Genomic DNA, 24,154 nt, shown 5'->3' with positions numbered 1-24,154 from the left:
ATGGTCGACGTGTCGGCGACGTTGACTCCGGAAGCCTGGGCGGTGTGGGAGGCGATCTTCGCCAAATTCGCCGCCCCCGGCATGTGCAACCCCGACGATCCTGAGCCGTGCACCTCAGGCACGCCGTCACAGGCCCAGATCGACCACGATCAGCGCAGCCTGGCCCAACGCCAACACGACGCGCTCCTCGCCGGCGGGCGCATCGCACTGATGAGCGGTGAGCTCGGCAAGCTCAACGGGTTGCCGGTCTCGGTGATCATCCGCACCACCCTGCAAGACCTGGAATCGCGCGCCGGGGTCGGTGTCACCGGTGGCGGCACGGTGGTGCCGATCGCCGAGGTGATCCGGATGGCCGGGCACGCGAACCACTATCTGGCGGTGTTCGACCGGGCCACCGGATCAGCGCTGGATCTGTTCCGCACTCGACGGATCGCCTCCCCGGCCCAGCGGATCATGCTGATCGCCCGCGACGGTGGGTGCACCAAACCGGGCTGCACCGTCGGCGCCTACGGTTGTCAGGGTCATCATGTGGAGGCAGACTTCGCCAAGGGTGGTAACACCAACGTCGACGAACTCGGCCTGGCGTGCGGGCCCGACAACCGCAGCGTCGACAACAACGGCGGCTGGACCACCCAGATGAACGAGCGCTGCGAAGTCGAATGGAGTCCACCACCGCAACTGGACACCGGCCAAGCCCGAATCAACAACTACCACCGACCCGAACGACTCCTACGCCCACCCGAGGAACCAGACCCTCACAGCGACAACGACACTGCAGCGACGGCCAAGCCGGCCGAAGGTAACGAGATCGGCGACGCCCAGCCAGGCGCCCCACAGCCGGCCGACAATCCCGGTGAACCCGGCGGCCCCGCACCACCAGACAACCAAGCGGCCTGACCGCCGCGGGCTGACAACCGCGCGGCCTGACCGCCGCGGATCTCGAATGCGCATCTCCGTCGCTCAGCGGAGCCGGGGTCATTTCAGGCTTGTTCGGGAAACCCCGAGCGGTGGTGAAGCTCGACTGCTGGTGCGACCCAGCGGTGCAGAAAGGCGCGCAATTCGCCGCGGTGGCGATCGGGCCCGCCCGGATCGAGAATGAAGGATTGCAGTGTGCGCAGCATGAATTCGACGAGTTCGTCGAGGCTTTGGCCGCTGAACCCTGCGCCGGCCCAGTCGACGTTGAGGCGCTCAAGGATCGAACGGCCGAACGAGATGGCCACGTCCGAGGTGACCCCGGCGGCGAAGGCACTGGCCTTTCCGGGTTGCATGACCAGACCGAGATAGCGGTCGTGGGGTAGTTGCTCGAGGGTGTAGGCGATGCCCTCGACCACCGCTTCGGCGGGGTCCGTGATCGACGCCAGATCCTGTGCCAACCGGTCGAGGAAGCCGCCGACAGCCGACAACGCGGTTCCCGTCAGCAGCGCGTCGAGAGTGGGGAAGTAGCGGTACACGGTCTGCCGTGTGATCCCGAGTTCGGTCGCGACCTCCGACACGCTGACCGTGCCCCGCGCGTCGATGGACGCCCTGGCTGCGGCCACGATGCGACTCACCGCCTCGTCGTCGTCGACGGGGATGTTGCCCGCCCACCCGTGTCTGCGCATCTCCGCATCGTTTCATCCCGCCGCGGGGAGCAGTGAAACTCCGTCGACCCTTGACCATACATGAGAGGCATGATGTATGGTCCGACTCGAGCCCGCAAACGAAAGAGGTATGCCATGACGGCGATCGCCGACGGCCCGGTCAGCAATCAAGATGAGGAGCTGACCAGGCGCGCGCTGCGGCACGCGGTCGACAAGACCACCGACATGGCCGACCGTGAACTGCGGGTACCGCTGCACTACTACCGCGACCCCAAGATCACCGAGATCGAGGAATCCCAAGTGCTGCGCCGCGTTCCACTCGCGATCGTGCCGTCGGCCCAGATTCCCGCCGTCAACGACTACGTCGTGCGTTCGGTGCTCGGTGATTCCCTGCTGGTGACGCGCGACCGCGACGGTGTCAGTCATGTCTTCCTGAACTACTGCCGACACCGTGGTGCGAAGCCGGCATGCGGAGCGGGTAACACCTCGAGGTTCACCTGCCCGTACCACGCCTGGAGTTACAAGAACACGGGCGAGTTGTTCACCGTCCCCGGCAAGGCGGGCTTCGACTCGATGGACAAGGCCGACTACGGACTCGTGGAGCTGCCGAACCAGGAGCGCCACGGTTTCATCTGGGCCGTCCTGACCGCCGGCGCAACCATCGACGTCGACGCCCACCTGGGGGCCATCGGTCCGGAACTGGAGCTCATGAACTACGCGTCCTACGGCTACCACACCGAGAAGGAATTCCAGTCACAGGTGTCCTGGAAGGGTGCACTCGAGGCGTTCGCCGAGGGCTACCACTTTCCATTTGTCCACGGCGAGAGCGTGATCGGGCAGAACACGCTGCCCAACACCGGGGTGTACGACGAGTACGGCAAGCACCACCGCATCGGTTTCCCGTTCAACTGGGTCACCAACCTCGCCGACGACGCGTCCGGGTCCTGGGACCCGCACCAGAACATGGGCGTCATCTACTGGATCTATCCGAATCTGATCCTGGCCAACAGCCCGATCGGAGTCGAGATCATCGACATCCTGCCCGCCGGGGAACCTACCCGTTGCTCGGTGCGGCACAGCTGGATGGGCCGTGTGCCCGCCACCACCGACGAGATGCGCGAGATGTATGACCAGGTGTACGACAGCGTGCACGCGGCGGTCGTCGACGAGGACTTCGCCATGCTGCCCCAGTGCGGCGAAGGCGTGCGCCACGGCCAGCACGACCACATGATCATCGGGCGCAACGAGATCGGCGTGCAACACATGGTCAAGGTGTTCGCCCAAGAACTCGGCGTCGCGCTGTCGTAGTAAGAGGTCCTGCAATCGAGGCGCCCGGAGCCGGCATCACGTTGCTCCGGCAGGCGGTATGGGGGTGGGCCGTGCGGCACGTGTGTCTTGCAGCGACGAAAGGTCGGGCAGCGGGTGCCGGCACAGTCCGCGCGCCTGCTGGGAGGTCATTCCGAACATCCGTAGGACGCTCGCGGTGACCTCGTCGGTGGCCGAAGCGCCGTCACGGTCCGGTCGCTGGGTCAAGAGCGTGCCGAGTCCGTACAGCGCCCCGGCGGCGATTGCGAGTCCGAGTTCGGGGTCGGTGATCTTGAACCGCCCTTTGTCGATGGCGGCGGTGATGTCACGCAGCGCTCGCGGCGACAGCCCGTGCTCGGACAGGATCAGCGAGCTGCCGTTGGCCAGCAGCAACTTCGCCTCCTGGGGGCGAATGCGAAACAGGCGCCCGCTCAGGCGAAAGCTGGTGGCGAATGCTTCGGCCGGATCGGCCACAGCGGCGGTATAGCTGTCCAGCAGCGCGCCGAACCCATCGAGGGCCTCGGTGACTGCCGCTTCGAACAGCTCGTCCTTGCTGTCGAAGTGGTTGTAGAACGAGCCCATTCCGACGTCGGCGGCCTGCGTGATCTCCAGCACCGGAACGGCGAGTTTGCCCTCCGCGATGAAGCCCTGTGCGGCATGGATCAGGGCCATCCGAGTACGCATCTTGCGGCGTTGGAGCCTGCTGACCGGTGCCGTCGACGCGGCGTGGGCGTCGCGGTGCGCCTCATTCATGGCGGGAGGATACCAGTGACCTCAGTAGTGAGGTTTTCGTCAGAAACTCCTTGACTGACATTTCACTCTTGTGTGACGATTTCGTCAGTAACGTGTCGAGGCGGCGGGAGACGTGACCGCGATGGTGAAACTGAGGAACGACGGGCACAAACATCTGCACAGCGAGCAGGGTGCCCGGCGCGGCGAACATCCTGGGCGATCGACCAACCCGTTGATCCGGGTGGCTGACATCGCCTGGCTGGAATTCGACAAGCCCGATCTGGTGCGCGCCGAAGCGTTCGCGCGCGCCTTCGGGCTCGGCGTGGCCTCCAGCGATCCCCGGCAGTTGGTACTGCGGGGCACCGACGCCGGATGTCCGTGCCTGATCGTGCGACCCGGGACACATAGTAGGTTCACGGGAGTGGCGTTTCGCGCCGCCGACGAGGTGGATGTGCTGAGGCTCGCGGACAAGGTTCATGCCCCGGTCCAGCCGCTGCCCGAGGCGCTCGGGGGAGTGGCGGTGCAGCTGACCGACCCCAGCGGTATCGCGGTGAAAGTCGTTGGTGGACTGCACGAGCTCCCCGAACAGCCGACGCAATCCCCGCTACTGCTCAACACCGGACGAAAGACCGTGCGGACCAACGCCACCCAGCGGCCACTGCGCGCACCCGCCCGCGTGCAACGTCTAGGGCACGTGGTGTTGCAGTCCACCACCTATCTGGCGACGCTGAACTGGTATTTGGACACCCTCGGGATGATCGTCAGCGACTTCCTCTACTTTCCCGGCCAACGCGACCGCGGCCCGACGATGAGTTTTATCCGCTGCGATCGGGGCGATTCTCCAGCCGACCACCACACCCTGGCACTGGCCCTGGGCCCGGCCAACCGATACGTCCATTCGGCCTACCAGGTCAGTGACCTCGATGCCTTGGCCGCCGGTGGCGAATATCTGCGCGACCGGGGCTACTTCCGGTCCTGGGGTATCGGCCGACACATCCAGGGCAGCCAACTGTTCGACTACTGGCGCGACCCCGACGGCTTCCTGGTCGAGCATTTCACCGACGGCGACATGTTCGACAACACCGTGGAACCGGGCTGGGCGCCGTTCACCGCGACCGGCCTGGCGCAGTGGGGGCCGCCGGTGAGCAGGGACTTTCTGGGAACCACCCCCAAACATGCTCCCCAGGAACTGCGTTCCATGGTGAGCGCACTGCGCGACCGCAACGAGTTCGACCTCACCCGCCTCATCGGCCTTCTGAAAGTGGCTTCCTCATGACCCTCTCCGTTCTGCGCACCGCCGACGCCTGGTGGGTGCACACCCCGGCCGGCGCTGCCCGCATCGACACGAAGGCGACCACCACCGCACAACTTCTCGCCGATCGCGCGGCGGTCGAGGAAGCTGCGAGTAGTACGCCGACAGCCGCGGTCTCGGAGTTGAACCTGTTGTCCCCGGTCACCGCACCGTGCCGGGTAGTCGCCCAGATGACGAACTTCGAATCCCACGTCAAAGACGCCGGCATGGACCCGAAAACCGTGCCGCTGACCTTCTTTCGCAAGTCTTCGGCATCGATCAGCGGACCGTTCGACGACATCGTTCGGCCGTCGCACGTCCGACTGCTCGACTACGAAGTCGAAATAGGATTGGTCATCGGTCGGGACATCCCGGTGGGTACCACGCTCACCGATGCAAACCTGGCCGATTACGTTGCCGCCCTGGCGATCACCAATGACGTGTCCGCGCGGGACATCCAGCTTCCCCAGACCCAGTTCTACGAGGCCAAGTCCTACCCCACGTTCACCCCGGTCGGGCCGGCGCTGGTGCTCGTCAACGCCGAGGAGCTGGCACGTTTCGGTGACCTGCGGCTGCGGTTGAGAGTCAACGGCGACGAGCGCCAGAACGCGTTGGTGGAGGGTGACATGCTGTACCGGCCGTTGCAGGCCCTGCAGTCACTGGCGCGATTCCAGGACCTCGCGGCCGGTGACCTCGTGCTCACCGGGACCCCAGTGGGCACCGCGCTCAGCGCCCCACCGAAACCGATAGAGATCATCGGCAATTTGCTGCCGCCGGCGGTCAAGTGGAAGGCCTTCTTCGCCCGGCAGGCGAAGAACCCGAAGTATCTGCGGCACGGCGACGTCGTCGAGGCGTCCATCGCCACCGACGACGGTGCCATCGACCTGGGCACCCAGCGGTTGACGGTGCGGTTCGCGTGAGCGCCGGTGCGGTCTGGCCCGCCTGCTCGATCGGCAGCCGGTGACCGAGGCCGTCGGCGAAGGGCCCGATGAGCACGTGCCTGTCGTGGTCGTCGGCGGCGGCCCCACCGGCGTCACGGCGGCCACCCTGCTGGCGCAGTACGGAGTCGACACCCTGGTGCTGGACCGGTGGTCGCAGGTCTACCCGCAGCCGCGTGCGGTGCATCTCGATGACGAGATCTGCCGAATCCTGGCGCGACTCGGCGTCGCCGAGGAGTTCGCCCGCATCTCACGTCCAGCCCGCGGATTGCGGTTGGTCGACCGGAACCTCGCGGTGCTCGCCGAATTCCGGCGGGACACCGCAGTGACCCGCAGCGGTTATCCCGCGGCGAACATGTTCGATCAGCCCGAACTGGAAAACCTGCTCAGGCGCAATCTGACTCGGTTCCGACGCGCCCGGTTCCGTGGCGACGTCGAGGTTCTCGACATCGCCGTGGACGCCGCCGGTGTCACCCGAGTTGCGTTCTCCGACCGGCTGAGTGGGCGCCGATCGGTGATCACCGCCGATTACGTGTTGGGCTGCGACGGCGCCAACAGCATGGTGCGTAACGCCATCGGCGCGACCATGCGCAACTTGAAGTTCGATCAGCGGTGGCTCGTGGTCGATGTTGCCACCACCGCTGATCTCCAGCAGTGGGAAGGCGTCCACCAGATCTGCGATCCCCGGCGTGCGGGTACGTACATGCGCATCGGTGACACCCGATACCGTTGGGAATTCGCACTATCGGCCGGCGAATCCGCCGACGACTTCGCGACTCTGAGCGCGTTGCTTCCCTTGCTCGCACCGTGGACTCGCCACGTTGCGGAGGCCGATCTGCAGCTCGTCCGGGTGGCCGAATACACCTTCCGTGCCCAGATCGCCGATCATTGGCGGTCCGGAAGTATCTTCCTGCTCGGCGACGCGGCTCATCTGACACCACCGTTCATCGGGCAGGGAATGGGCGCAGGGCTGCGCGATGCGATGAACCTGGCGTGGAAGCTTGCCGGTGTCCACCATGGCAGCCTGCCGCCGACCGTGCTGGACAGCTATGAGCAGGAACGTAAACCGCACGCCCGGCACATGATCTCCCTGGCGCTCAACATGGGGCGTGCCATGACCGCCGGTGGCCAGCTCGGCGCTGCCGTGCGCAGGCTGATTGTCCCGCGGTTGCACCTGATCCCGGGAATGCGCGGCAAGGTCATCGATTCCGAGACACCGGCCCTGAAGGCCTCATCGCTGGTCCGGCGCACACCGGCCAGTCGTCGCGTCGCGGGTCGGCTGTGTCCCAATCCTGTCCTCGCCGACGGCCGCAGACTCGACGAGGCGCTCGGGTCGGGTTTCGGTGTGGTGACCACCGGCGCGCTGACGCCGGCGCAGCAGGCGCTCGTCGAGCGCTGCGGGGCGCGCGCACTGTGTGTGGCTCCGGCAACCGAATTGGCGTCGTGGCTACGGCGCGGGCGGGTGACCACCGCGATGATCCGGCCCGACCGAACCGTCATGAGCGCAGGCCGAGATGTCGACGCGCTGTGCCGCCAGTTCCTGTCCGGCAACCTCGTCGGCGTGTGGAACCCGGTTGCCGCGACGCCGGACTGACCTGCCGCGCGTGTACCGGTCAGGTGGGTATTGCGGCGGCGGCGATCGCCTCCTGCAAACCGCGGGTCGCCAGCGCGTCGGCCAACTCGTTGTCGGCGATACCCGAATGGCCCTTCACCCAGAACCACTCGACGCGGTGCTGCGCGGACGCGATCTGCAGCCGCTGCCACAGATCGACGTTCTTGACCGGTTGCTTGGCGGCGGTCATCCAGCCGTTGCGCTCCCAGCCGAACACCCACTTGGTGATGCCGTTGCGAACGTAGGTGCTGTCGGTGTGCAGGTGCACGACCACGGGCCTGGTGAGCGCCTCCAGCGCCATGATCGGCGCCATCAACTCCATCCGGTTGTTGCTTGTCGCCCCGGCCTCGCCGCCGAACATCTCGCGGACGTGGTCGCGCTGACGCAGCACCGCACCCCAGCCGCCGGGGCCGGGGTTGGGCCTGCAGCCGCCGTCGGTGTGGATGATGACGGGGTCGTCTGTCATGCGCCGAGAATAGGTGCCGAGATCATCGCCGTGCGGACCGACATCCCGAAATCCTGATGCCGGAGCGTGGTGATCCGGCGTCCGGGCTGCACCGCATCCTTCACCGGGGTCGTGTGGTCACCGAAGAGCGCGGCGGTCGCGTCGATGTCGTCGACGACGTAGGTGATGCCCCAGAGCGTGGACGGACCGTCACCCGCCGTCCCGGGCGAACCGATGACCTCGAGAATGACCTCACCCAACCGGAAGAAGATCTGGCGCACCGCCCGCCCGCCGAGCTCGGTGTCGCGTTCGCGGCGCGGGTGCACATCGACGACGGCCAGTGCGTCGACGGTCCGGCTCAGGTCGGGCGAGAGCATCACGACGTGGTCGATCGCGGTGACGCCGTTGGCATGGGCGGCAGGAGTTGACGCGGATGCGCTCGATCTTGCCGTCGGCACGCCGTCGAGGTCGCCGGCCGAACGCTCGGGGAGACCGCACAGCGACCACCCGACGATGCCCGTGCCGCGGTCGCGGCCGACCAGTCTGATGCGGACGCCGCCGACCCGGCAGACGGCATCGGCGTCGACGCTGAACCCGGCCCACGTCCAGGCGTCGACGGGATCGGCGACCGCGAACTCGTCGACGGTCACGGGTGAATTGTGTGAGTTTCCGATGCGCTTGACCCTACGTCGAGCCCCTCTCGCGCGGGCAGCGCACACTCGAGTCTGCGCACGTCCGCGCGAATCCGACGGTGAAGGCAGGTTCGGTTTGAAGGTGTCGAGAAGGGCTTTCGGCAGTATCGCGGTGGCGGCCGCGGCAGGAGTCGCCGCCGCACGGATCGGGCCGCGGGCCCGCGCTGCACCGGCTGGGGTCCCGGTCGCCGAAACGCAGGCCCGCAGCGTGGTGCTGGTGCACGGCCTGTATGCGGACGGCTCGTCGTGGATCGACGTGGTGCCGCATCTGCAGAACGCGGGCCTGGCGGTGACGGTGGTGCAGAATCCGCTGACGACGCTGGCCGACGCGGTCGCCGAGACTCGCCGCGTGCTGGCTCTGCAGCCCGGCCCGACGGTGCTGGCCGGTCACTCGTGGTCGGGCACCATCGTCAGCGAAGTCGGCGGTGACCCGACGGTGAGTGCCCTGGTCTACATCGCCGCGCGGGCTCCCGACGCAGGCGAGGATTTCCCGGCGTTGGCGAAGCGGTTCCCGGCGCCGCCGGCATCCAAGGGCGTCGTCGTCACACCGGACGGATACGCACAACTCGGCGAAGCGGCATTCCTGTCGGATTTCGCCGGGGGAGTACCCGCGGAGCGGGCCCGCGCGCTGTACGCGGTGCAGGGTCGAAACCTGACCACTTTGCCGGCCGAGCGGACTACGACCGCCGCATGGCGGGACAAGCCGTCCTGGTACCAGGTGTCCACTCAGGACCGGACCATCGACCCGGAGCTGGAGCGATACCTGGCCCACCGAATGGGCGCGCACACAATTGAACTCGACACCTCACACGTATCGCTGCTCACGCGGCCGCGCGAGGTGGCAGACCTGATCCTGGCGGCCGCCGGCCGCGGCGCAGGCTAGGTCACGTCCGACATGGTCCGTGGCCGATGAACTGCGCACCCGGATCTCGCCCGGACCGGCATCAGTTCTGTGTCAGTAGAACTTTGAGTGCTCCCGTTTCGCCGGCATTACTGAATTCGTGATAGGCGCGCTCGAATTCGTCCAAGGGGTAGCGGTGCGTCACCAGGGCGGATGTATCGAGTCTGTGCGCGGCGACAAGGTCGACAAGGGTCGGTGTCGAATAGGTGTCGACGAGGCCTGTGGTGATGGTGAGATTCCTGATCCAGATGTCTTCGAGATGAAGTGTTGCCGGCCCGCCGTGCACCCCGATGTTGGCGACGTGTCCGCCCGGACGGACGAGTTGCACGGCAAGTTCGAACGTTGCGGCCGTCCCGACTGCTTCCATGGCCGCGTCAACACCCAATCCGCCTGTCAAGTCGGCGATCGCCGCAACCGGGTCTTGGCGGTCGGGATTGATCACGATGTCTGCACCGAACTTGCGGGCAGCATCCAGTCGGCTGTCGGCAAGGTCGATGGCCACGATGCGGCTGGGGCTGAACAACTGGGACGTCATGATCGCCGCAAGGCCGATCGGCCCGGCACCCACGACAACGACTGTGTCCGCCGGCCGGACTCTGCCGTTGATGGCTCCCACTTCGTACCCGGTCGGAAGCAAATCCGCCAGCGTGATCATGTTTTCGTCGCTCACGCCGTCCGGAACCCGATGTGTCGAATTGTCCGCAAACGGAACTCGCACGAACTCAGCCTGAGTTCCGTCGATGCGATTCCCCAGGATCCAACCACCTCCTCCGCTGCATTGGCCATAGCTCGTGCGACGGCAGTATCGGCAACTCCCGCACGAACTGATGCAGGAGATCAACACACGGTCACCGACCGCAAGCTGCCGCACGCCTGAACCGATCGCGGTCACGGTTCCCACCGCCTCGTGGCCGAGGATTCGTCCCCTGTCCACGGTGGGGACATGGCCACGTAGGATATGCAGGTCAGTCCCGCAGATCGTGACGGCGTCGACCCGAACCACCGCGTCGGTCGGATCAACGAGGACGGCATCCGGTACGTCGTCCCATGAAGCCTTTCCATCGCCGTGATACACCATTGCCTTCATTGCTGTCTCCTTGACTTTGTGGGTTCCTGAATGGAACATCCAGCACCGCTTGAGAATTTGAGTGACTGGCGAAAACTGCCGGGCGTTGACCGGCTGCTGGTAGCGCCACTCTTGCTGTCGAGGGCGCTCGTTCAGGTGAGTTTCGCGAGTTGATCGAGCACGTGCTCTGGTGATGCCGACGGCGGAATCGAGGTAACCAGCAGATCGGTCTCCGGGACGGCGTGGCCGAATTCCGCACCGCCGGTCCAGAACTCGGGCCCGAGCACGCCGATGCTGGGATCGCCGGCGGCCCCGTGAATTCCGTCGTCGTTCCACATCGCCAGTGTCCAGTCGAAGTGCGACGCCACGTTGGCCACCGCCGTGTAGGGCGTCAGCGTCTCCGCGAACGAGGCGTCGCGAGCATCGAGCAGTATCAGTGCGATCGGCAGTGACCCGAGCCGCCCGAGCCATTCCGCAACGTAGATCGACGCGTTGTCGGCGCGGTCCGCATCCACCTCGTCGAGTGGTGTGCCTGCGACCTCGTGTGCCGCGCCAAGCCAGGCCCCTGGCGAGGGCAGATGCAAAAGCAGCTGGCGCCGTGTGGTTTTCGCCACCGTCTCGAGCATCTCACGGCTGGCAGCGAGGACGTCGGAATCGGTCAGCAGGGTGCGCAGGGGATAGCCGATGCGGGTGCGTGCGCCCATCGACGCGATGAGATCAGGGCGCGCGTCGGTGTGCGCGGTGAGCAGTCGCCTGACGTCGATCCAGAGTGCGTCAGGATCGAGTAGAGCCCTGACTTGGTCGAAATGCCCGGCTGCCAGGGCGGTGTCGGTCCACGGGATCGGTGTACCCTGGCGGACCACCGCCGTGGAGTAATCGGCGTCGTCGATCAGCAGTGGCCGGCGTCGCCCGGTCGGCGTCGCGGCCATCAACGATTTCGCACTCATGAAGCTGCCTTTCTGGGCTGGTGGCGGCCCCGGAAGCCATCCGGGGCCGCCACCGATCTCAGGTGAGTCGGGTGACCTTCTCGCCGTGCTTGGCTTCAAGCTCGGCGATGCGGGCCTCGAGCTTGCCGATCTTGACTTCGCGGCGGTCAGGAACCATCACGATCGGAAGTTCGCTCAGTGGTGCGCACACCCGCTCGGGACCGTCGATGGAGTACACAGTCGCGGTGATGTCCTGGTTGTCGTCGGCCCAGGTTCCCCACGATCCGTAATACGGCAGATCCTTCGGCGGTTCGGGCGTGACGAACTCCTCGCAGAACGCGGCAAACGGCTTCCCCCGCTGTAGCCGGTTCTTGCGCGCCGCGGCGCGTGCCGCCTCGGTGCCGGCCACGTCCAGGCGAAACGTCTTCGGCTCGTAACGAACTCCGAAGATGTCTTCGGCCACCTTCTGGCTGATCCGGCCGAGCTCAGCGTCGCGGACCACCGACTCGGGCAGCCTCTCCAGGGGATCTCCATAACCGCCCCCGGCGCCCTGGCTGATCATGTACAGCTCGCCGTCCTTGGCCAGGTCGAACTGTAGACCCATGTGATACGTGGAGTAGCGGCCGTCGGGGAAGGGGCGTTCGTTCATCACCTTTTCGATCGACAGGTCGAACTTCTTGTTGTCACGTCGGAAATGTTCATAGACATTGGTGCCTTTGACCATCGCCAACGGGTAGGTGCCGCAGCCGTATCCGCCGTACATGCCGTAGATCGACGAGAACTTCGCACCGGAGGTCACCGTCATGAATCCCCACTGAGGCGTTCCCTCGGCGGCCACGATCATCTCGTAACCCATCCCGCCGGTGAACTTGCCGAATCCCATGTTGTCGCGGACCAGGCGCTTGGCGACCAGTTGCATGAACGGCACCTCTTCCTCCATCACCTCCTGCTCGGCCGTGTCGGCCATCGCACAGAACAGTGGTGAGACGGCGTCCTCGCCGTCGTGGAACGGCTTGGCGCCACCTGGCATTCCGTTGAGGTCGGCGCACAGGTTGCCCACCATGTCGCCGTGCTGGGTGATGCCGCCCCACAAGAACGTGTTGATCTGGTTGAACCAGTTGGCCACCACGTTGGAGTACTTGTGCGGGGTGGAGAACGACATCCGGCTGTAGAGCGCCTGCATGCAGGAGAAGCCGCGGAACGAAGCCTGCAGCGACTGCCCCATCGGGGCGTCGTAGGAGGCATCCGCCCAGGTGCCCTCGTCGGAGATGATGTCGATGCAACTCATCGCCGCGGTGCAGCGCGGCAGGTCCGGCCACCAGAACGCCAGGATCGCCTGCATCATCATCGATTTCACCGAACACAACGGCGAATTGATAGCCCGGTTGAGGATTTCGGGCCCCGTTCCGCGCAGATCCACGGTCATGTGGTCGCCCTTGACCGTGATCTTGCACGCGAACTTGATGAGGATGTTCTCCTTGAGCGTGCTGTCCATGAACTGGTCGAACCGGTAGGTCCCATCCGGCAGTTCGGCGATGCGGCGGCGCACCTCGGCGTCGACGTCCTCGACGGTGGTGCGCAGTGCTGCCACGAAGGTGTCGACCCCCACCTCGTCGATCACCTTGTCGATGCGCTCCATGATCTTGCGCACCGCGGTGATCTTCACCTTCAGGTCGGCCAGCTGGAGCTTCGGGTCGCGCACCGAATGCTGCAGGAAGGTCAGCAGATCCCGGCGCAACTCGCCGCGCTCGACGATCTTGAACGGGCTCATCCGCAGCCCGTCGTCGAACGCCGTCTCCGAGCCCGAGGGCATGCCGCCAGGTTCACACGCCCCGTTCTCGCCCTCGTGGATGGTGGCTGCCACCCACGCGATGATCTCGTCGTCGCGGATGATCGGCATGATCATCGACTGGTCGGTGTTGTGCACGTTGCCGAATCGGGCGTCGTTGTGGATGAAGCCGTCACCAGGGTTGATCCCGACGGTCGGCTCGTCCTTCCAGTACTTCATGATGTATCGGATCGGGTGGTGCAGGATCGCACTGAAGGCGATGACGCCGTGGCACGACAGGTAGGAGACATCGCCGGAGCCCGTGTAGATGGCGGTGGTCAGGTCACCCCACTTGGCACCTGGGGCCGCACCCTGTGCCTCGCACATCTCGTAGCCCTCGTCCAGGGCGCCGGCGATGCGCTTTCGGATGCGCTCCACCTGCAGCCGGTCCACGCCGGCCGCGATGGCGACCTCCTCGTGCAGCGAGCGTTCCGAGATGCGGTGGCTGCGCATGATTTCCGGGTCCGGGCCCAGGAACAGCGTGGTCTCGTCCATGAACTGATCGACCCACCGTTGCTCAGTTGCGGTGAGCTTGCCGGCCGGGCGTTCGTTGACTGTGGTCATGTCTTGTCCTTACTTGGAGTTTTGGGGTCAGTCCTGCAGGAACCACACAGCGCCCTGGGCGGTGGGTTCCAGACGCCAGCCAGGTTCGACGAGAAACGTGGTGTTCTCCGTGGTGACGATCGCCGGGCCGACGATGACGCTGTCGGGGGTGAGCGCTTTCTCGTCGTAGACGGGGGTTTCGATCGGATCGTCGATGCCGATGAAGTAGGCCTTGCGAGTGCCCGCCGGCGCCGGAGCGGTGCGGGCACCGCCGTGCTCGAGAGGTTCGAAGTTCACCACGTCGCCGTCCACGTAGGAGGCTACCCTGATTGTGCTGCAACGGATTCCGGCCTCGGGTGCGGCCGAGGACGCACCGAACCGGTGGCTGTAGACGTCTCCGAATGTCTTGATGATCTCCAGGACGTCGCCCACGCCGTTGATGCGGTTGATGTCCGAGAGCGCCACCGCCTGGGTCAGCAGCTGGTTGCCGTAGCGCATGTCCAGCTCCAACCGGAACTTGACGTCCTCGGCGGAGAATCCCTGCCGGATCAGGTCTTCGCAGCCGCGGGCCTCCAATTCGGATACAACGGAGTTGAACTCGTCGTAGTCCTCGAACAGGGCCCTGGTGGTGGCGTTGTACATCGTCACGTGCACACCGCGTTCGTGGAAGTGCAGCTGCTTCATGTTGCCGGCGCCGCACGCGGAGAACACCGACGAGAACGGCGGAGCCAGGACACGTTTGATCCCCGCGTGGCGGGCGACGCCGCAGGCGTGCAGCGGCCCGTTGCCCCCGTAGGCCAGCATCGTGAAGTCCTCTGGCAGGTAGCCGCGCACGCGCAGCTCCTTACCGATGCCGATGGCCATCTGCTCGTCGACGCCGTCCTTGATCACGCGGGCGACGTCGATCGGATCCATGTCGAGGTGGTCGCAGAGTTCCTCTTCGATGGCGAACAGTGATCGCTTCGGGTTGAGCTTGATGTAGCCGTTGGCGTAGTTGTCCGGATCGAGGTAGCCCAGCAGCAGGTCGGCGTCGGTGACGGTGGGCTTGAGCCCGCCGCGGTCATAGCACGCCGGACCCGGATTCGACCCGGCCGACTTGGGGCCTATCTTGACCGAGTTGTGGATGCGGTCGTAGCTGGCGATCGAACCGCCGCCGGCGCCCAGGGTGTCCAGGTGCACCATCGGCACCGACACCAGCCAGCGGTCGATGGTGGGCAGGAAGTCATAGTGCTTGACCCCGCCCTCGGGCACCAGGCCGATGTCGAAGGACGTGCCGCCCATGTCGGTGGCGATGACGTGGCCGATTCCCGTTTCGTTCGACAGGTGCTCGGCCGCACCCACACCGGCTATGGGGCCGGAGTGGATGGTCTGTAACGCGTCGGTGGAGTTCATCTGCGCCATGCCGCCGGAGTTGTGGATCACCAGCATCGGTTTGTCGTAGCCGAAGTCGCGCAGGTTGCTCGACAGCTGGGCCAGCGCGTGGAACATGATCTCGTGCAGGTAGCCGTCGATGATCGTCGATGTCGCGCGCACGTATTCGCCCTTGCGGCCGGACACCTGATGACCGAGCAGCACTGGGATGGCGCCCAGCTCGTGCGGCGGGAACTCGTCGAGGATGATCTCCTGGATCGCCAGTTCGTGCTCCGGGTTCTCGGTGGCATTGACCAGCGACACCACGATCGCTTCGGCTCCAGCGTCGACCAGCTCGCGCACCACGGTGCGGACATCCTCGGCATCCAGGCGTGCCACGATCTTGCCCGCGGAGTTCACCCGTTCCTTGACCGAGCGGATCATCGCCCGCGGCACCAGTGGTTCGGGCCGCTCGGCAGCCGGAAGGTTCTGCTGCATACCGTAATCCAGGCCCTCGCCATAGCCCCGGCCGCGCGATAGCGGGATGGTGTCCTCGAAACCGTGGGTGACGATGGCCGCCACCTTGGGTCCGTTGCGCTCGATCAGCGCGTTGGTGCCCAGCGTGGTGGCGTATCGGACCGAGTCCACCTCGGAGAGCACGGTTGAGCGGTCCAGCCCGGCGCGCTTGCACGCCAGGTCCAGGGCATCGTTGAAGCCGATGGCCAGGTTGTGGTGTGTGGTCAGCGCCTTGGCATCGACGTAGATGTCGTCCCACACGAAGAAGCAGTCGGTGAAGGTGCCACCGATGTCGACCGAAATACGTTTCATCTCTGGTGTTCTCCTGTACAGGTCAGTCGAAGGTTCAATGCAGGTGGCCGGCGGCCTTGAGAGCTGCGGTGTACTTCTGGGCGTCTTCGCCCGGTCCGTAGTTGAAGACGGCTTCGGCGTCCTGACCGCGGTCCGCCCACTGCTTGCGCAGGGCCGCGACGTCGATGAGCATGTCCACGGCCGGCGGGTGTCCCGGTGGCAGGTATTCACATTCGATCTGCGTGCCGCAGCCCGGGCAGTAGTACTCCAGGATCCGGCAGTACGTCGGGTCCGGGCTGAAGGTGTACTCGTAGCGCTCGGGATCGATGATCGGCTGGTGGATCTCGCGCGGATCGCGGTCATAGACAAGCGTTCCGGATTTGTAGGTGTCGTGCGCGGAACCCATGTCCTGGGTGCACACCCGGCATACCCAGCGTTCGGTGTCCAGGTCGATGACGAGGTATTCGGTCATTGGGACTCGCATGGCAAGTCTCCTTTCTTGGTGGTCTGGGGGTCAGGACTTGTCGTTGAGCAGGAGGTCGCCGGCTGCGGTGAGGCGGAACGACCAGCCCGGCAGCACCCGGGCGGTGAAAAAGGGGCCCTCGATGATGGCGGGCCCTTCGCCCCCATCGCCAGGGCTCAGGTCATCCAGGACGTGTACTGGGACGTCGTCGACGTGGTCGGCCGCCGACCGGACCTGCCGCGTACCCGCCGCGGGCGCCGCGGTAGCGGTAACCACGGCGTCGGCTGTGAGGTCCGGATGTGACAGCGGCGCTGCGGCATTGAGTTGCAGCGACACCACGGAGCCCGGGTAGTCCACCTCGTCACCGGGCTGATAGGGCAGCCGCGAGACCGATCCGTCCTCGAGATTCTCGACCAGCAGCTGCCAGGAGGTCTCGCAATCCGCCAGCGCGTAGCCTTCCTGGAACATGTCGCGTTCGGCGCGCACCAGCAGCGCGTCGTGGGTTTCGGTGGCGGCTTCGGTGGTGGGTTCGGCGACGATGACCTCGTAGGTCTTGCCGATGTCGGAGAACGAGATTCCGAATGCCGAGAACACCGCTGCGGTGCGCGGGACGAGCACCTGTTTGACGCCTGCCAGCCGGGCTGCGCCGGTGGCGCTCATCGGTCCGGCGCCGCCGAAGGCGAGCAGCGTGGTGTCCTCGGTGACCAGCGGTGCGAATGACGCCGAAAGGGCCTGGAAGTATGCGTGCTCCATCCGGATCAGCGCCTCTTCCAACGAGATCCCGAGCGGGCGCGCGATCGTCTCGGTGATCACCGCTTGGGACCGGCTGGGGTCGAGGGTGAAGGTGCCGTCGAGATAGGTATCCGGGTCGAGGACGCCCAGCAGCAGGTTGACGTCGGTGATGGTGGCCTGTTTGCCGCCGAAACCGAAGCAGGCCGGGCCGGGTGCGGCACCCACTGACTGCGGGCCGACGGTGATCTCGCTGTCAACCACCTGGATCACCGACGAGCCGCCGACGCCCGAGGAGGTCACGTCGCTCATCGGGTAGGAGATGTGCACTCCTTCGATGCCACCCCGGTCGGCGACCGCGACCGCGCCACCCTCGACCACACCGACATCGGTGGTGGTGCCGCCGATGTCCATCATCAGGGCGTGCGGTAGGCCGTAGACCCGTGCCAGTGCCGCGGTGCCTTCCAGCCCGCCGCGCGGGCCTGACGAGTAGGTCTTGAGCGCGACCGACTTGGCGACCCGGGAGGAGGCGCCGTCGTTGCGGTAGACCAGCAGCGGGTTGACCACCTTGTAGGCCTGCAGCCGGCGTTCGGCGCTGTAGAGAAACCGTTCCATCGTCGGGTGCAGGAACGCGTTGACCACGCACGACCACGCCCGTCGGGCGTCGTCACGGTCGCCGGCCAGCTCCCAGCTGTAGATCAGTGGCACCGAACCGAGCAGGTGACGGGGAAACTTGCGCAACAGCACATGCCGCAGCTGTCGTTCCTCTTCGGGAGTGGCTGCGGCAACCACCACACGGGCAGCGCCGAGGGTGGTGAGCCGGTTGATCTTCTGGACCGCGTCGAATTCGAGATCGGCCTCGGGGTCGACGGTCAGGAAGCGGTCGCCGACCAAGCCGGTGAACAGCTTCTTCTCGGCGGCACCGCGCTTCATGCCGGCATCCAGGCCACCGATGGTGGTGAGGATGCCGATCATCGGCCCGCGTCGCTCCACCAGCGCGTTGGTGCCCTGTGTCGTGGAGTAACGGATGTGCTCGGTGGCGTGCAACAGCCTGGTGATGTCGGCCTCGCCGTACAGCGCGTCTGACGCTTTCTCGATGCCGGTGAAGAGGCATTCCGAAAGGTCGTGGGGCGTTGTCAGCGTCTTGGTGAAGGTGAACGCATTGCCGTCCCAGACGCAGATGTCGGTCAGCGTTCCGCCGTTGTCGATGTTGATGAGGGTGCCCATGGCGCTCCGTTCGTGGAATTCGCATATATGAATGCGTGGAGGGGGTGGCATTGTGCTGTGCGCCACACCGCTGCATAGAGCGTTGTCCACGTCTCAGCAGTCGGGGGTGTCCCAAGATCGGACACCGATCGCCTTGGCTGTGATGCGCGTCTCGTTCAGACTGGACATGACCTCAGGAGGTGCGCCATGCCCAACAGCTCCGCTCGCATGTTGCGGGTGGCGGCTGCGCGTGCGGATTTCCTGGAGTACGGCGGTGGCGGAGCGGCCGGGGTTTCCGAGGTCGTGGTCGCATCGTGGGAGCGCAGTCAGGCCGCCGGTGTGGACATCGCGCACCCGAACGCGCAGTTCACCGATGAGATCGACGCAGCTTCGCTGCTGGTGCGCTGTGCGCGGCCGGTGCTGCAGCAACTCCAGATCGACACTGCCGACATGCCGCTGGTGATCGCCCTGACCGATAAGAAAGCACGGGTGGTCCAGCGCATCGACAGTTCGTCGGCGGTGGCTCGGCTGCTGGACCGGGTGGATCTGGCCCCCGGATTCAGCTACGCCGAGTCGACCATGGGCACCAACGGCATCGGGACGGTGTTCGAAGCGGGGCAGCCGATCAGCGTGGTGGGCCCGGAGCACTTCAGCGAGAATCTGCACCTGTTCGCCTGCACCGGTGCCCCGGTCATCGACCCGGTGACCGGCCGTGTCGAGGGGGTGCTGGACATCTCGACGCTGTCGTCTTCGTGGAGTCCGTTGATGCACACCCTGGTCAAGAGCGCCGCAAAGGACATCGGGCGCAATTTTCTGCTTGACCGCGGTCAGGCTCAGCGAGCGATCTTCGAGACATACCTCAAGGTCACCGCCCGATCGGATCGCCAGGCCGTGTTCGCGTTCGGCGAGTCGGTGTTCGTGGCCAATTCGGCAGCGCAGCAGATGTTCGACGCCGACGAACAGCGCATCATGCGTGAGCACGCGATGTTCCTGATGGCCGGTAAGGATCGAGTCAGCGACACCATCGCCCTGCCAGGACAGCGCCTGGTCCACGTCCGGGGAACCCGGATCCTGGCCGGCGTGGCGGTGGCGGGCATGGTGGTGATCGCGGATCTGGTGACGTCGAGTCAGCCGGGGACGCCGGATGATTTCAGCGAGCAGCAGTTGCCCCAGGTCGCGATTGCGACGCCGCAGACGTCTCAGATCGTCGGCGGCCTGTGGCGTTCACGTGACTCCCTGGCGGGCGGTAGTACGCCCGCCTGGATTCGAGCATGTGGTGACCTGCGGCAGGCCCTCGAACAGGTCCAGCCCGCACTTGTGGTCGGAGAGCAGGGGGCAGGGAAATTCACCTTGGTGGCCGAGTTGTTCCACTCGGTGTATCCGGGGGGCCGGGCCATCTCGGTGGATGCCGGACAGCTTGAAAGCGGCTGCGCGCCATCCGATCTCGGATCGCTGCTGGGAGATTCCGCCGAGCCGACGCTGCACATCATCCGTGACATCGACCAGGCGAGCACTGATGGCGTCGAGCGGCTGGAGGCGTATCTTGCCGCGGTGGCGGAAGTGACCGGGCCGGTATGGGTGGTTGCCACCGGATCGGACTCTGCGGCGAGCGCCGATCTGCCGTTCCGCGAGCTGCTGCACCATTTCGAGGTGTCGATAACCATCCCGCCGCTGCGCTGTCGCACCGACGATCTGCCGACGCTCACCGCAGCACTACTGCGAGGGATTGCGCCTGAACGCAAGGTGAGACTCAGTCCTGAGGCGCAGCGCGTGATTGCACGGTATTCGTGGCCGCGCAACATTTCTCAGCTGCGAGAGGCACTGGTTCATGCTCTTCGGCGCCGGCCGGTGGGCGAGATTCAAGAATCTGATCTGCCCGGGTACTGCCAGACGGCGTCCCGACATGCGTTGACGCCGTTGGAGGCAGCCGAACGCGATGCGATCGTCGCAGCGTTGCGGGATACGGCCGGGAATCGCGTTGCGGCCGCGGCTCATCTGGGCATGTCGCGGTCCAGCCTGTACCGGAAGATCAAGACGTACGGCATTGTCGCCTGAATTCGCTTACCGGAGTGGATAATCGGAGCAGGGTTGGTTATCCGCGGGGGCCGTCGAGTGGGCAAGGCGGATCGGTGAGAACCGCGGCGACATCTCGCGACGACCGAAGCGGTGAAGCCGCGTGATCATCTGCGTAACCGGACCGTCAGCTCGTGCGCAAGTTCGAGGAGCAGCGCGCCCATCTCCACTCGCCGCTCTGGGCGGAATCGTGTCTCGACACCAGTGAGGCTCAGCGCCCAGGCAGGGCGACCGGTGCGGTCGAAGACGGCCGCACCCATTCCCCAGCTGCCCTCGACGAGGAGGCCTGGATTGACCGCGTAGCCGGTGGTGCGGGTGGCCGCGATCCGTTCGCGGATAGCGGCTTCGGAATGGCTTGCCGGCCAGCGTGGTTCGAAATCGTATCGGGTGAAGTACTCATCGATGTCTCGGTCGGGAAGGTGGCTGAGGATTGCCAGTCCGGCAGAAGCGACGCCGAGGGGGAAACGAATGCCTTCGTGCAGGACATGGGATCGCAGCGGGAAGCTGCCTTCCCTGCTGAGTATGCACACGGTTTCGTCTCCGCGGCGGGCCGACAGGAACGCACTCTCACCGGTTTCGCGGGCCAGTCGCTCGATGACGTCGCGGGACTGGTCGGTGATGTCGTAGCGGTGGGCAGCGCCGGTACCGAGTAGGTAGAGCTCCGGCCCAAGTGTCCACCGTCCGGTGGTGGTGTCCCGATCGACCAGTCCTTCCTCGGCGAGCGCCGTGAGCAGCCGGTGTGCGGTGGGGCGGGGCAGGTCGGCGGTGCGGGCGATCTCGGTGGTCGACATCCCCGTCAGATCGCCGCCGCCGATCGCACGCAGCAGCGCCGCGGCTCGCGCCAGCACCTGGGTTCCCTTGTCCTGCATCCAGCAGAGTCTATGCGTTCACATAGTGGACGCATACTGACCTTGTGGTCATCATCCGAGCAGTGTTACGCAACCTCACCGTTACTCCTTGCGTGCTGGAGCTGCGAAGAAGCACTATCGGCAACGCAGCGCATCGCGTCTGAAGAATGGTCGGAAGGAAAGAGCATCGATGTCATCGAAGGTCTATGACAGCGCCGCGGCGGCGGTCTCCGATATTGCGACGGGAGCGACCCTCGCGGTCGGCGGCTTCGGTTTGTGCGGCATCCCGGATGCGCTCATCGAGGCTGTCGCGGCCTCGTCAACCACCGATCTCGAAGTGTTCTCCAACAACTGCGGCGTCGACGACCACGGGCTGGGAGTCTTGTTGTCGCTGGGCCGGATCCGTCGGGTCACGGCCTCTTATGTCGGGGAGAACAAGGAATTCGCCCGGCAATACCTGGCCGGCGAACTGGAAGTCGAGCTGACTCCGCAGGGCACTCTGGCCGAGCGGCTCCGGGCCGGCGGTACCGGGATTCCGGCGTTCTTCACCCCCGCCGGAGTCGGCACCCCCGTTGCCGACGGCGGTATGCCGTGGCGGTACGCGGCCGACGGATCGGTGGCGATCGCGTCACCGCCCAAGGAGACCCGGGTGTTCGGCGAGAAGCGATATGTGCTGGAGGAGGCGATCATCGCCGACTTCGCTCTCGTCCATGCCCGGCTCGGCGACACCGATGGCAACCTCGTGTTCGAGAAGACCGCCATGAACTTCAACCCGCTCGCCGCGATGGCGGGACGGATCACGATCGCCCAGGTCGAGGAGCTCGTCGAGCCCGGTGCGATTGAGCCGGGGCGGGTGCATCTCCCAGGTGTCTTCGTCCAACGCGTCGTCCACACCGGACCGCAGACCAAACGCATCGAGAAGCGCACTGTCCGTACCGCGCAAGGAGCCCACTGATGACCGCGACCTTCACAACCGGCTGGACCCGCAACCAGATCGCGGCCCGCGCGGCCGCCGAGATGATCGACGGGCAGTACGTCAACCTGGGCATCGGATTGCCCACCCTGATCCCTGGTCATCTAAGCCCCGGGGTGCGGGTAATCCTGCACTCGGAGAACGGGATTCTGGGCACCGGTGGATATCCGGACGAGGATTCGGTCGACGCCGACCTCATCAATGCGGGCAAGGAGACCGTCACCGTCAACCGCGGCGCCGCCTTCTTCGACTCCGCGACCTCGTTCGGGATGATCCGCGGAGGCCACATTGATGCAGCCGTTCTTGGCGCTATGCAGGTGTCACGCAACGGAGATCTGGCGAACTGGATGGTGCCCGGCAAGATGGTCAAAGGAATGGGCGGTGCGATGGATCTGGTCCATGGCGCAGCGCGTGTCATCGTCGTGATGGAACACACCGACCGCAGTGGCGCACCCAAGATCGTCGACGCGTGCACGTTGCCCCTGACCGGACAGGGTGTCGTCGACCGGATCATCACGAATCTGGGCGTCATCGATGTACCCGGAGACGGCACCTTGGTGTTGCGCGAACTGGCTCCCGGCGTCACCGTCGACGACGTCGTCGCCGCGACCGGCGCCGAGTTGACGGTGGCACTGTGATGGCCGCGGACAACAGCTCTGTGCTGGTGGCCGGAGCGCGCACGCCGATCGGAAAGTTCATGGGGTCGCTGGCCGGCCTCACCGGTGCGGAGCTCGGCGGCGTCGCCATCGCGGCAGCGCTTGCCAAGGCGGGCATCTCCGGGTCGCAGGTGCAGTACGTGATCATGGGTCAGGTTTTGACCGCGGGCGCAGGCCAGATCCCTGCCCGGCAGGCGGCAGTCGCCGGAGGCATCCCGATGACGGTGCCTGCCCTGACGGTCAACAAGGTGTGCCTGTCCGGGTTGGACGCTATCGCGCTGGCCGATCAGCTCATCCGCGCCGGCGCGTTCGATGTCGTCGTCGCCGGCGGGCAGGAGTCCATGTCGCAGGCGCCACATCTTCTCGAAAACTTGCGTGCCGGAACCAAATTCGGCGATGCTGCGCTGAGAGACCACGTTGCCGTCGACGGATTGCGGGATGTGTTCACCGACCAGGCGATGGGTTCTCTCACCGACAGCGTCAACGCGTTGTCGCGCGCCGACCAGGACGAGTTCGCCGCAGCGTCGCACCGGCGCGCCGCGGCGGCGTGGAAGAACGGCGTCTTCGACGGCGAGGTCGTGCCTGTCGTGATCCCGCAACGCAAGGGTGATCCGGTGCAGGTCACCGTGGACGAGGGGATCCGCGCCGACACCACCACGGCGTCTCTGGCACGACTGCGGCCGGCGTTCGTCGCCGACGGTACTGTCACCGCGGGCAATGCTTCGACCATGAACGACGGTGCTGCGGCTGTGGTCGTGATGAGTAAGGCCAAGGCCGCCGAGGTCGGTTTGACCTGGATCGCGGAGATCGGCGCCCACGGTGTCGTCGCCGGTCCCGATTCGACGTTGCAGATGCAACCGGCGAACGCGATCGCCGCAGCGTGCGCAATCGAAGGAATCGACCCGGCGGCACTGGATCTCGTGGAGATCAACGAAGCGTTCGCCGCAGTGGGTATCGAATCGACGCGCGCACTGGGCCTCGATCCGGAGAGGGTCAACGTCAACGGTGGCGCCATCGCGATCGGCCACCCGCTGGGCATGTCCGGCGCACGAATCGTCCTACATCTGGCGTTGGAACTGCAGCGTCGCGGCGGAGGAACCGGAGCGGCAGCGCTCTGTGGTGGCGGTGGTCAAGGATCCGCACTCATCGTTCGCTGCTGACAGTTGTTGTGCAGGAGTTGGGGCTATCCC

General features: G+C 65.8%; 21 protein-coding genes. 10 read left to right on the top strand and 11 right to left on the bottom strand.

From position 1 onward, the window contains the following. A partial coding sequence (locus tag BN976_RS13115) for an HNH endonuclease signature motif containing protein (protein ID WP_036371153.1) occupies nt 1-897 on the top strand: 897 nt, incomplete at its 5' end. An 83-nt stretch (nt 898-980) separates the two neighbouring features. Here the strand turns inward: BN976_RS13115 and BN976_RS13110 are convergent. After that, entirely contained in the window at nt 981-1,601 is a 621-nt protein-coding gene (locus BN976_RS13110; RefSeq protein WP_011782056.1) for a TetR/AcrR family transcriptional regulator, read from the bottom strand. A gap of 114 nt (nt 1,602-1,715) precedes the next feature. Here BN976_RS13110 and BN976_RS13105 point away from each other — a divergent pair, with 114 nt between their 5' ends. Beyond that, nucleotides 1,716-2,888 (top strand): aromatic ring-hydroxylating oxygenase subunit alpha, encoded by a 1,173-nt coding sequence (locus tag BN976_RS13105; RefSeq protein WP_011782055.1) that lies wholly within the window; start codon nt 1,716-1,718, stop codon nt 2,886-2,888. A 36-nt stretch (nt 2,889-2,924) separates the two neighbouring features. Here the strand turns inward: BN976_RS13105 and BN976_RS13100 are convergent, their stop codons facing one another. Beyond that, nucleotides 2,925-3,638, bottom strand: a complete 714-nt coding sequence (locus BN976_RS13100; protein ID WP_036371141.1) for a TetR/AcrR family transcriptional regulator — start codon at nt 3,636-3,638, stop codon at nt 2,925-2,927. Between the two features lie 121 nt (nt 3,639-3,759). On the opposite strand from BN976_RS13100, the gene BN976_RS13095 reads away from it, so the two are divergent. The 3 genes from BN976_RS13095 to mhpA are packed head-to-tail and all read left to right on the top strand — an operon-like array spanning nt 3,760 to nt 7,440. Continuing rightward, nucleotides 3,760-4,893 carry a VOC family protein gene (locus tag BN976_RS13095; RefSeq protein ID WP_036371439.1) on the top strand — a complete coding sequence of 378 codons (1,134 nt, stop codon included), beginning with the start codon at nt 3,760-3,762 and terminating at the stop codon, nt 4,891-4,893. Next, nucleotides 4,890-5,828: a fumarylacetoacetate hydrolase family protein gene (locus BN976_RS13090; protein WP_011782052.1), complete on the top strand. Its 939-nt coding sequence runs from the start codon at nt 4,890-4,892 to the stop codon at nt 5,826-5,828. The genes BN976_RS13095 and BN976_RS13090 overlap by 4 nt, the downstream gene beginning before the upstream one ends. Nucleotides 5,829-5,868: 40 nt before the next feature. After that, a complete protein-coding gene (mhpA, locus tag BN976_RS13085) occupies nt 5,869-7,440 on the top strand; it encodes a bifunctional 3-(3-hydroxy-phenyl)propionate/3-hydroxycinnamic acid hydroxylase MhpA (RefSeq protein WP_235622045.1) in 1,572 nt (523 codons plus the stop codon). Between the two features lie 19 nt (nt 7,441-7,459). Here the strand turns inward: mhpA and rnhA are convergent, their stop codons facing one another. Next, on the bottom strand, nt 7,460-7,924 hold the full coding sequence (gene rnhA, locus BN976_RS13080; RefSeq protein WP_011782050.1) for a ribonuclease HI: 465 nt from the start codon (nt 7,922-7,924) through the stop codon (nt 7,460-7,462). Continuing rightward, the gene (locus BN976_RS13075) at nt 7,921-8,553 is read right to left on the bottom strand and encodes a VOC family protein (protein WP_036371138.1); all 633 of its coding nucleotides are present in this window, start codon (nt 8,551-8,553) and stop codon (nt 7,921-7,923) included. The genes rnhA and BN976_RS13075 overlap by 4 nt, the downstream gene beginning before the upstream one ends. A gap of 124 nt (nt 8,554-8,677) precedes the next feature. Here BN976_RS13075 and BN976_RS13070 point away from each other — a divergent pair, with 124 nt between their 5' ends. After that, complete coding sequence (locus BN976_RS13070) at nt 8,678-9,478, top strand: alpha/beta fold hydrolase (protein WP_235622044.1); 801 nt, start codon at nt 8,678-8,680, stop codon at nt 9,476-9,478. Between the two features lie 61 nt (nt 9,479-9,539). Here the strand turns inward: BN976_RS13070 and BN976_RS13065 are convergent, their stop codons facing one another. From BN976_RS13065 to BN976_RS13040, 6 genes are all read right to left on the bottom strand, one after another. Next, the gene (locus tag BN976_RS13065; protein ID WP_036371135.1) at nt 9,540-10,583 is read right to left on the bottom strand and encodes a zinc-dependent alcohol dehydrogenase family protein; all 1,044 of its coding nucleotides are present in this window, start codon (nt 10,581-10,583) and stop codon (nt 9,540-9,542) included. A 131-nt stretch (nt 10,584-10,714) separates the two neighbouring features. Next, nucleotides 10,715-11,509, bottom strand: coding sequence for a hypothetical protein (locus tag BN976_RS13060; protein WP_036371133.1), 795 nt, complete (start codon nt 11,507-11,509; stop codon nt 10,715-10,717). A 58-nt stretch (nt 11,510-11,567) separates the two neighbouring features. After that, a complete protein-coding gene (locus BN976_RS13055) occupies nt 11,568-13,880 on the bottom strand; it encodes a hydantoinase B/oxoprolinase family protein (protein ID WP_036371130.1) in 2,313 nt (770 codons plus the stop codon). 27 nt (nt 13,881-13,907) lie between these two features. Continuing rightward, nucleotides 13,908-16,037, bottom strand: coding sequence for a hydantoinase/oxoprolinase family protein (locus BN976_RS13050; RefSeq protein WP_011782043.1), 2,130 nt, complete (start codon nt 16,035-16,037; stop codon nt 13,908-13,910). A 34-nt stretch (nt 16,038-16,071) separates the two neighbouring features. Further along, nucleotides 16,072-16,500 carry an acetone carboxylase subunit gamma gene (locus BN976_RS13045; RefSeq protein WP_011782042.1) on the bottom strand — a complete coding sequence of 143 codons (429 nt, stop codon included), beginning with the start codon at nt 16,498-16,500 and terminating at the stop codon, nt 16,072-16,074. A gap of 30 nt (nt 16,501-16,530) precedes the next feature. Then, nucleotides 16,531-18,435, bottom strand: a complete 1,905-nt coding sequence (locus BN976_RS13040; protein WP_011782041.1) for a hydantoinase/oxoprolinase family protein — start codon at nt 18,433-18,435, stop codon at nt 16,531-16,533. Nucleotides 18,436-18,621: 186 nt separating this feature from the next. Here BN976_RS13040 and BN976_RS13035 point away from each other — a divergent pair, with 186 nt between their 5' ends. Then, complete coding sequence (locus tag BN976_RS13035) at nt 18,622-20,469, top strand: sigma-54-dependent Fis family transcriptional regulator (protein ID WP_011782040.1); 1,848 nt, start codon at nt 18,622-18,624, stop codon at nt 20,467-20,469. A 125-nt stretch (nt 20,470-20,594) separates the two neighbouring features. On the opposite strand, the gene BN976_RS13030 is transcribed toward BN976_RS13035, so the two are convergent. After that, entirely contained in the window at nt 20,595-21,356 is a 762-nt protein-coding gene (locus BN976_RS13030; RefSeq protein WP_036371127.1) for an IclR family transcriptional regulator, read from the bottom strand. A gap of 169 nt (nt 21,357-21,525) precedes the next feature. Here BN976_RS13030 and BN976_RS13025 point away from each other — a divergent pair, with 169 nt between their 5' ends. The 3 genes from BN976_RS13025 to BN976_RS13015 are packed head-to-tail and all read left to right on the top strand — an operon-like array spanning nt 21,526 to nt 24,124. Beyond that, complete coding sequence (locus BN976_RS13025) at nt 21,526-22,290, top strand: CoA transferase subunit A (protein ID WP_036371124.1); 765 nt, start codon at nt 21,526-21,528, stop codon at nt 22,288-22,290. Next, the gene (locus tag BN976_RS13020) at nt 22,290-22,946 is read left to right on the top strand and encodes a 3-oxoacid CoA-transferase subunit B (RefSeq protein ID WP_036371121.1); all 657 of its coding nucleotides are present in this window, start codon (nt 22,290-22,292) and stop codon (nt 22,944-22,946) included. The genes BN976_RS13025 and BN976_RS13020 overlap by 1 nt, the downstream gene beginning before the upstream one ends. Then, complete coding sequence (locus tag BN976_RS13015) at nt 22,946-24,124, top strand: acetyl-CoA C-acetyltransferase (RefSeq protein ID WP_036371118.1); 1,179 nt, start codon at nt 22,946-22,948, stop codon at nt 24,122-24,124. The genes BN976_RS13020 and BN976_RS13015 overlap by 1 nt, the downstream gene beginning before the upstream one ends. Nucleotides 24,125-24,154 lie beyond the last annotated feature (30 nt).

The organism is Mycolicibacterium austroafricanum (assembly GCF_000612725.1).
GTDB lineage: Bacteria > Actinomycetota > Actinomycetes > Mycobacteriales > Mycobacteriaceae > Mycobacterium > Mycobacterium austroafricanum.
This window is presented reverse-complemented; position numbering and strand designations above follow the sequence as displayed.

Bases quoted from the DNA above. Each gene is read 5' to 3' on its own strand.
- BN976_RS13060 (WP_036371133.1), bottom strand. From the start codon at position 11,509: ATGAGTGCGAAATCGTTGATGGCCGCGACGCCGACCGGGCGACGCCGG.
- BN976_RS13025 (WP_036371124.1), top strand. From the start codon at position 21,526: ATGTCATCGAAGGTCTATGACAGCGCCGCGGCGGCGGTCTCCGATATT.
- BN976_RS13045 (WP_011782042.1), bottom strand. From the start codon at position 16,500: ATGCGAGTCCCAATGACCGAATACCTCGTCATCGACCTGGACACCGAA.
- BN976_RS13090 (WP_011782052.1), top strand. From the start codon at position 4,890: ATGACCCTCTCCGTTCTGCGCACCGCCGACGCCTGGTGGGTGCACACC.
- BN976_RS13110 (WP_011782056.1), bottom strand. From the start codon at position 1,601: ATGCGCAGACACGGGTGGGCGGGCAACATCCCCGTCGACGACGACGAG.
- BN976_RS13095 (WP_036371439.1), top strand. From the start codon at position 3,760: ATGGTGAAACTGAGGAACGACGGGCACAAACATCTGCACAGCGAGCAG.
- BN976_RS13100 (WP_036371141.1), bottom strand. From the start codon at position 3,638: ATGAATGAGGCGCACCGCGACGCCCACGCCGCGTCGACGGCACCGGTC.
- BN976_RS13055 (WP_036371130.1), bottom strand. From the start codon at position 13,880: ATGACCACAGTCAACGAACGCCCGGCCGGCAAGCTCACCGCAACTGAG.
- BN976_RS13015 (WP_036371118.1), top strand. From the start codon at position 22,946: ATGGCCGCGGACAACAGCTCTGTGCTGGTGGCCGGAGCGCGCACGCCG.
- BN976_RS13035 (WP_011782040.1), top strand. From the start codon at position 18,622: ATGCCCAACAGCTCCGCTCGCATGTTGCGGGTGGCGGCTGCGCGTGCG.
- BN976_RS13065 (WP_036371135.1), bottom strand. From the start codon at position 10,583: ATGAAGGCAATGGTGTATCACGGCGATGGAAAGGCTTCATGGGACGAC.
- BN976_RS13030 (WP_036371127.1), bottom strand. From the start codon at position 21,356: ATGCAGGACAAGGGAACCCAGGTGCTGGCGCGAGCCGCGGCGCTGCTG.
- rnhA (WP_011782050.1), bottom strand. From the start codon at position 7,924: ATGACAGACGACCCCGTCATCATCCACACCGACGGCGGCTGCAGGCCC.
- BN976_RS13105 (WP_011782055.1), top strand. From the start codon at position 1,716: ATGACGGCGATCGCCGACGGCCCGGTCAGCAATCAAGATGAGGAGCTG.
- BN976_RS13050 (WP_011782043.1), bottom strand. From the start codon at position 16,037: ATGAAACGTATTTCGGTCGACATCGGTGGCACCTTCACCGACTGCTTC.
- BN976_RS13040 (WP_011782041.1), bottom strand. From the start codon at position 18,435: ATGGGCACCCTCATCAACATCGACAACGGCGGAACGCTGACCGACATC.
- BN976_RS13020 (WP_036371121.1), top strand. From the start codon at position 22,290: ATGACCGCGACCTTCACAACCGGCTGGACCCGCAACCAGATCGCGGCC.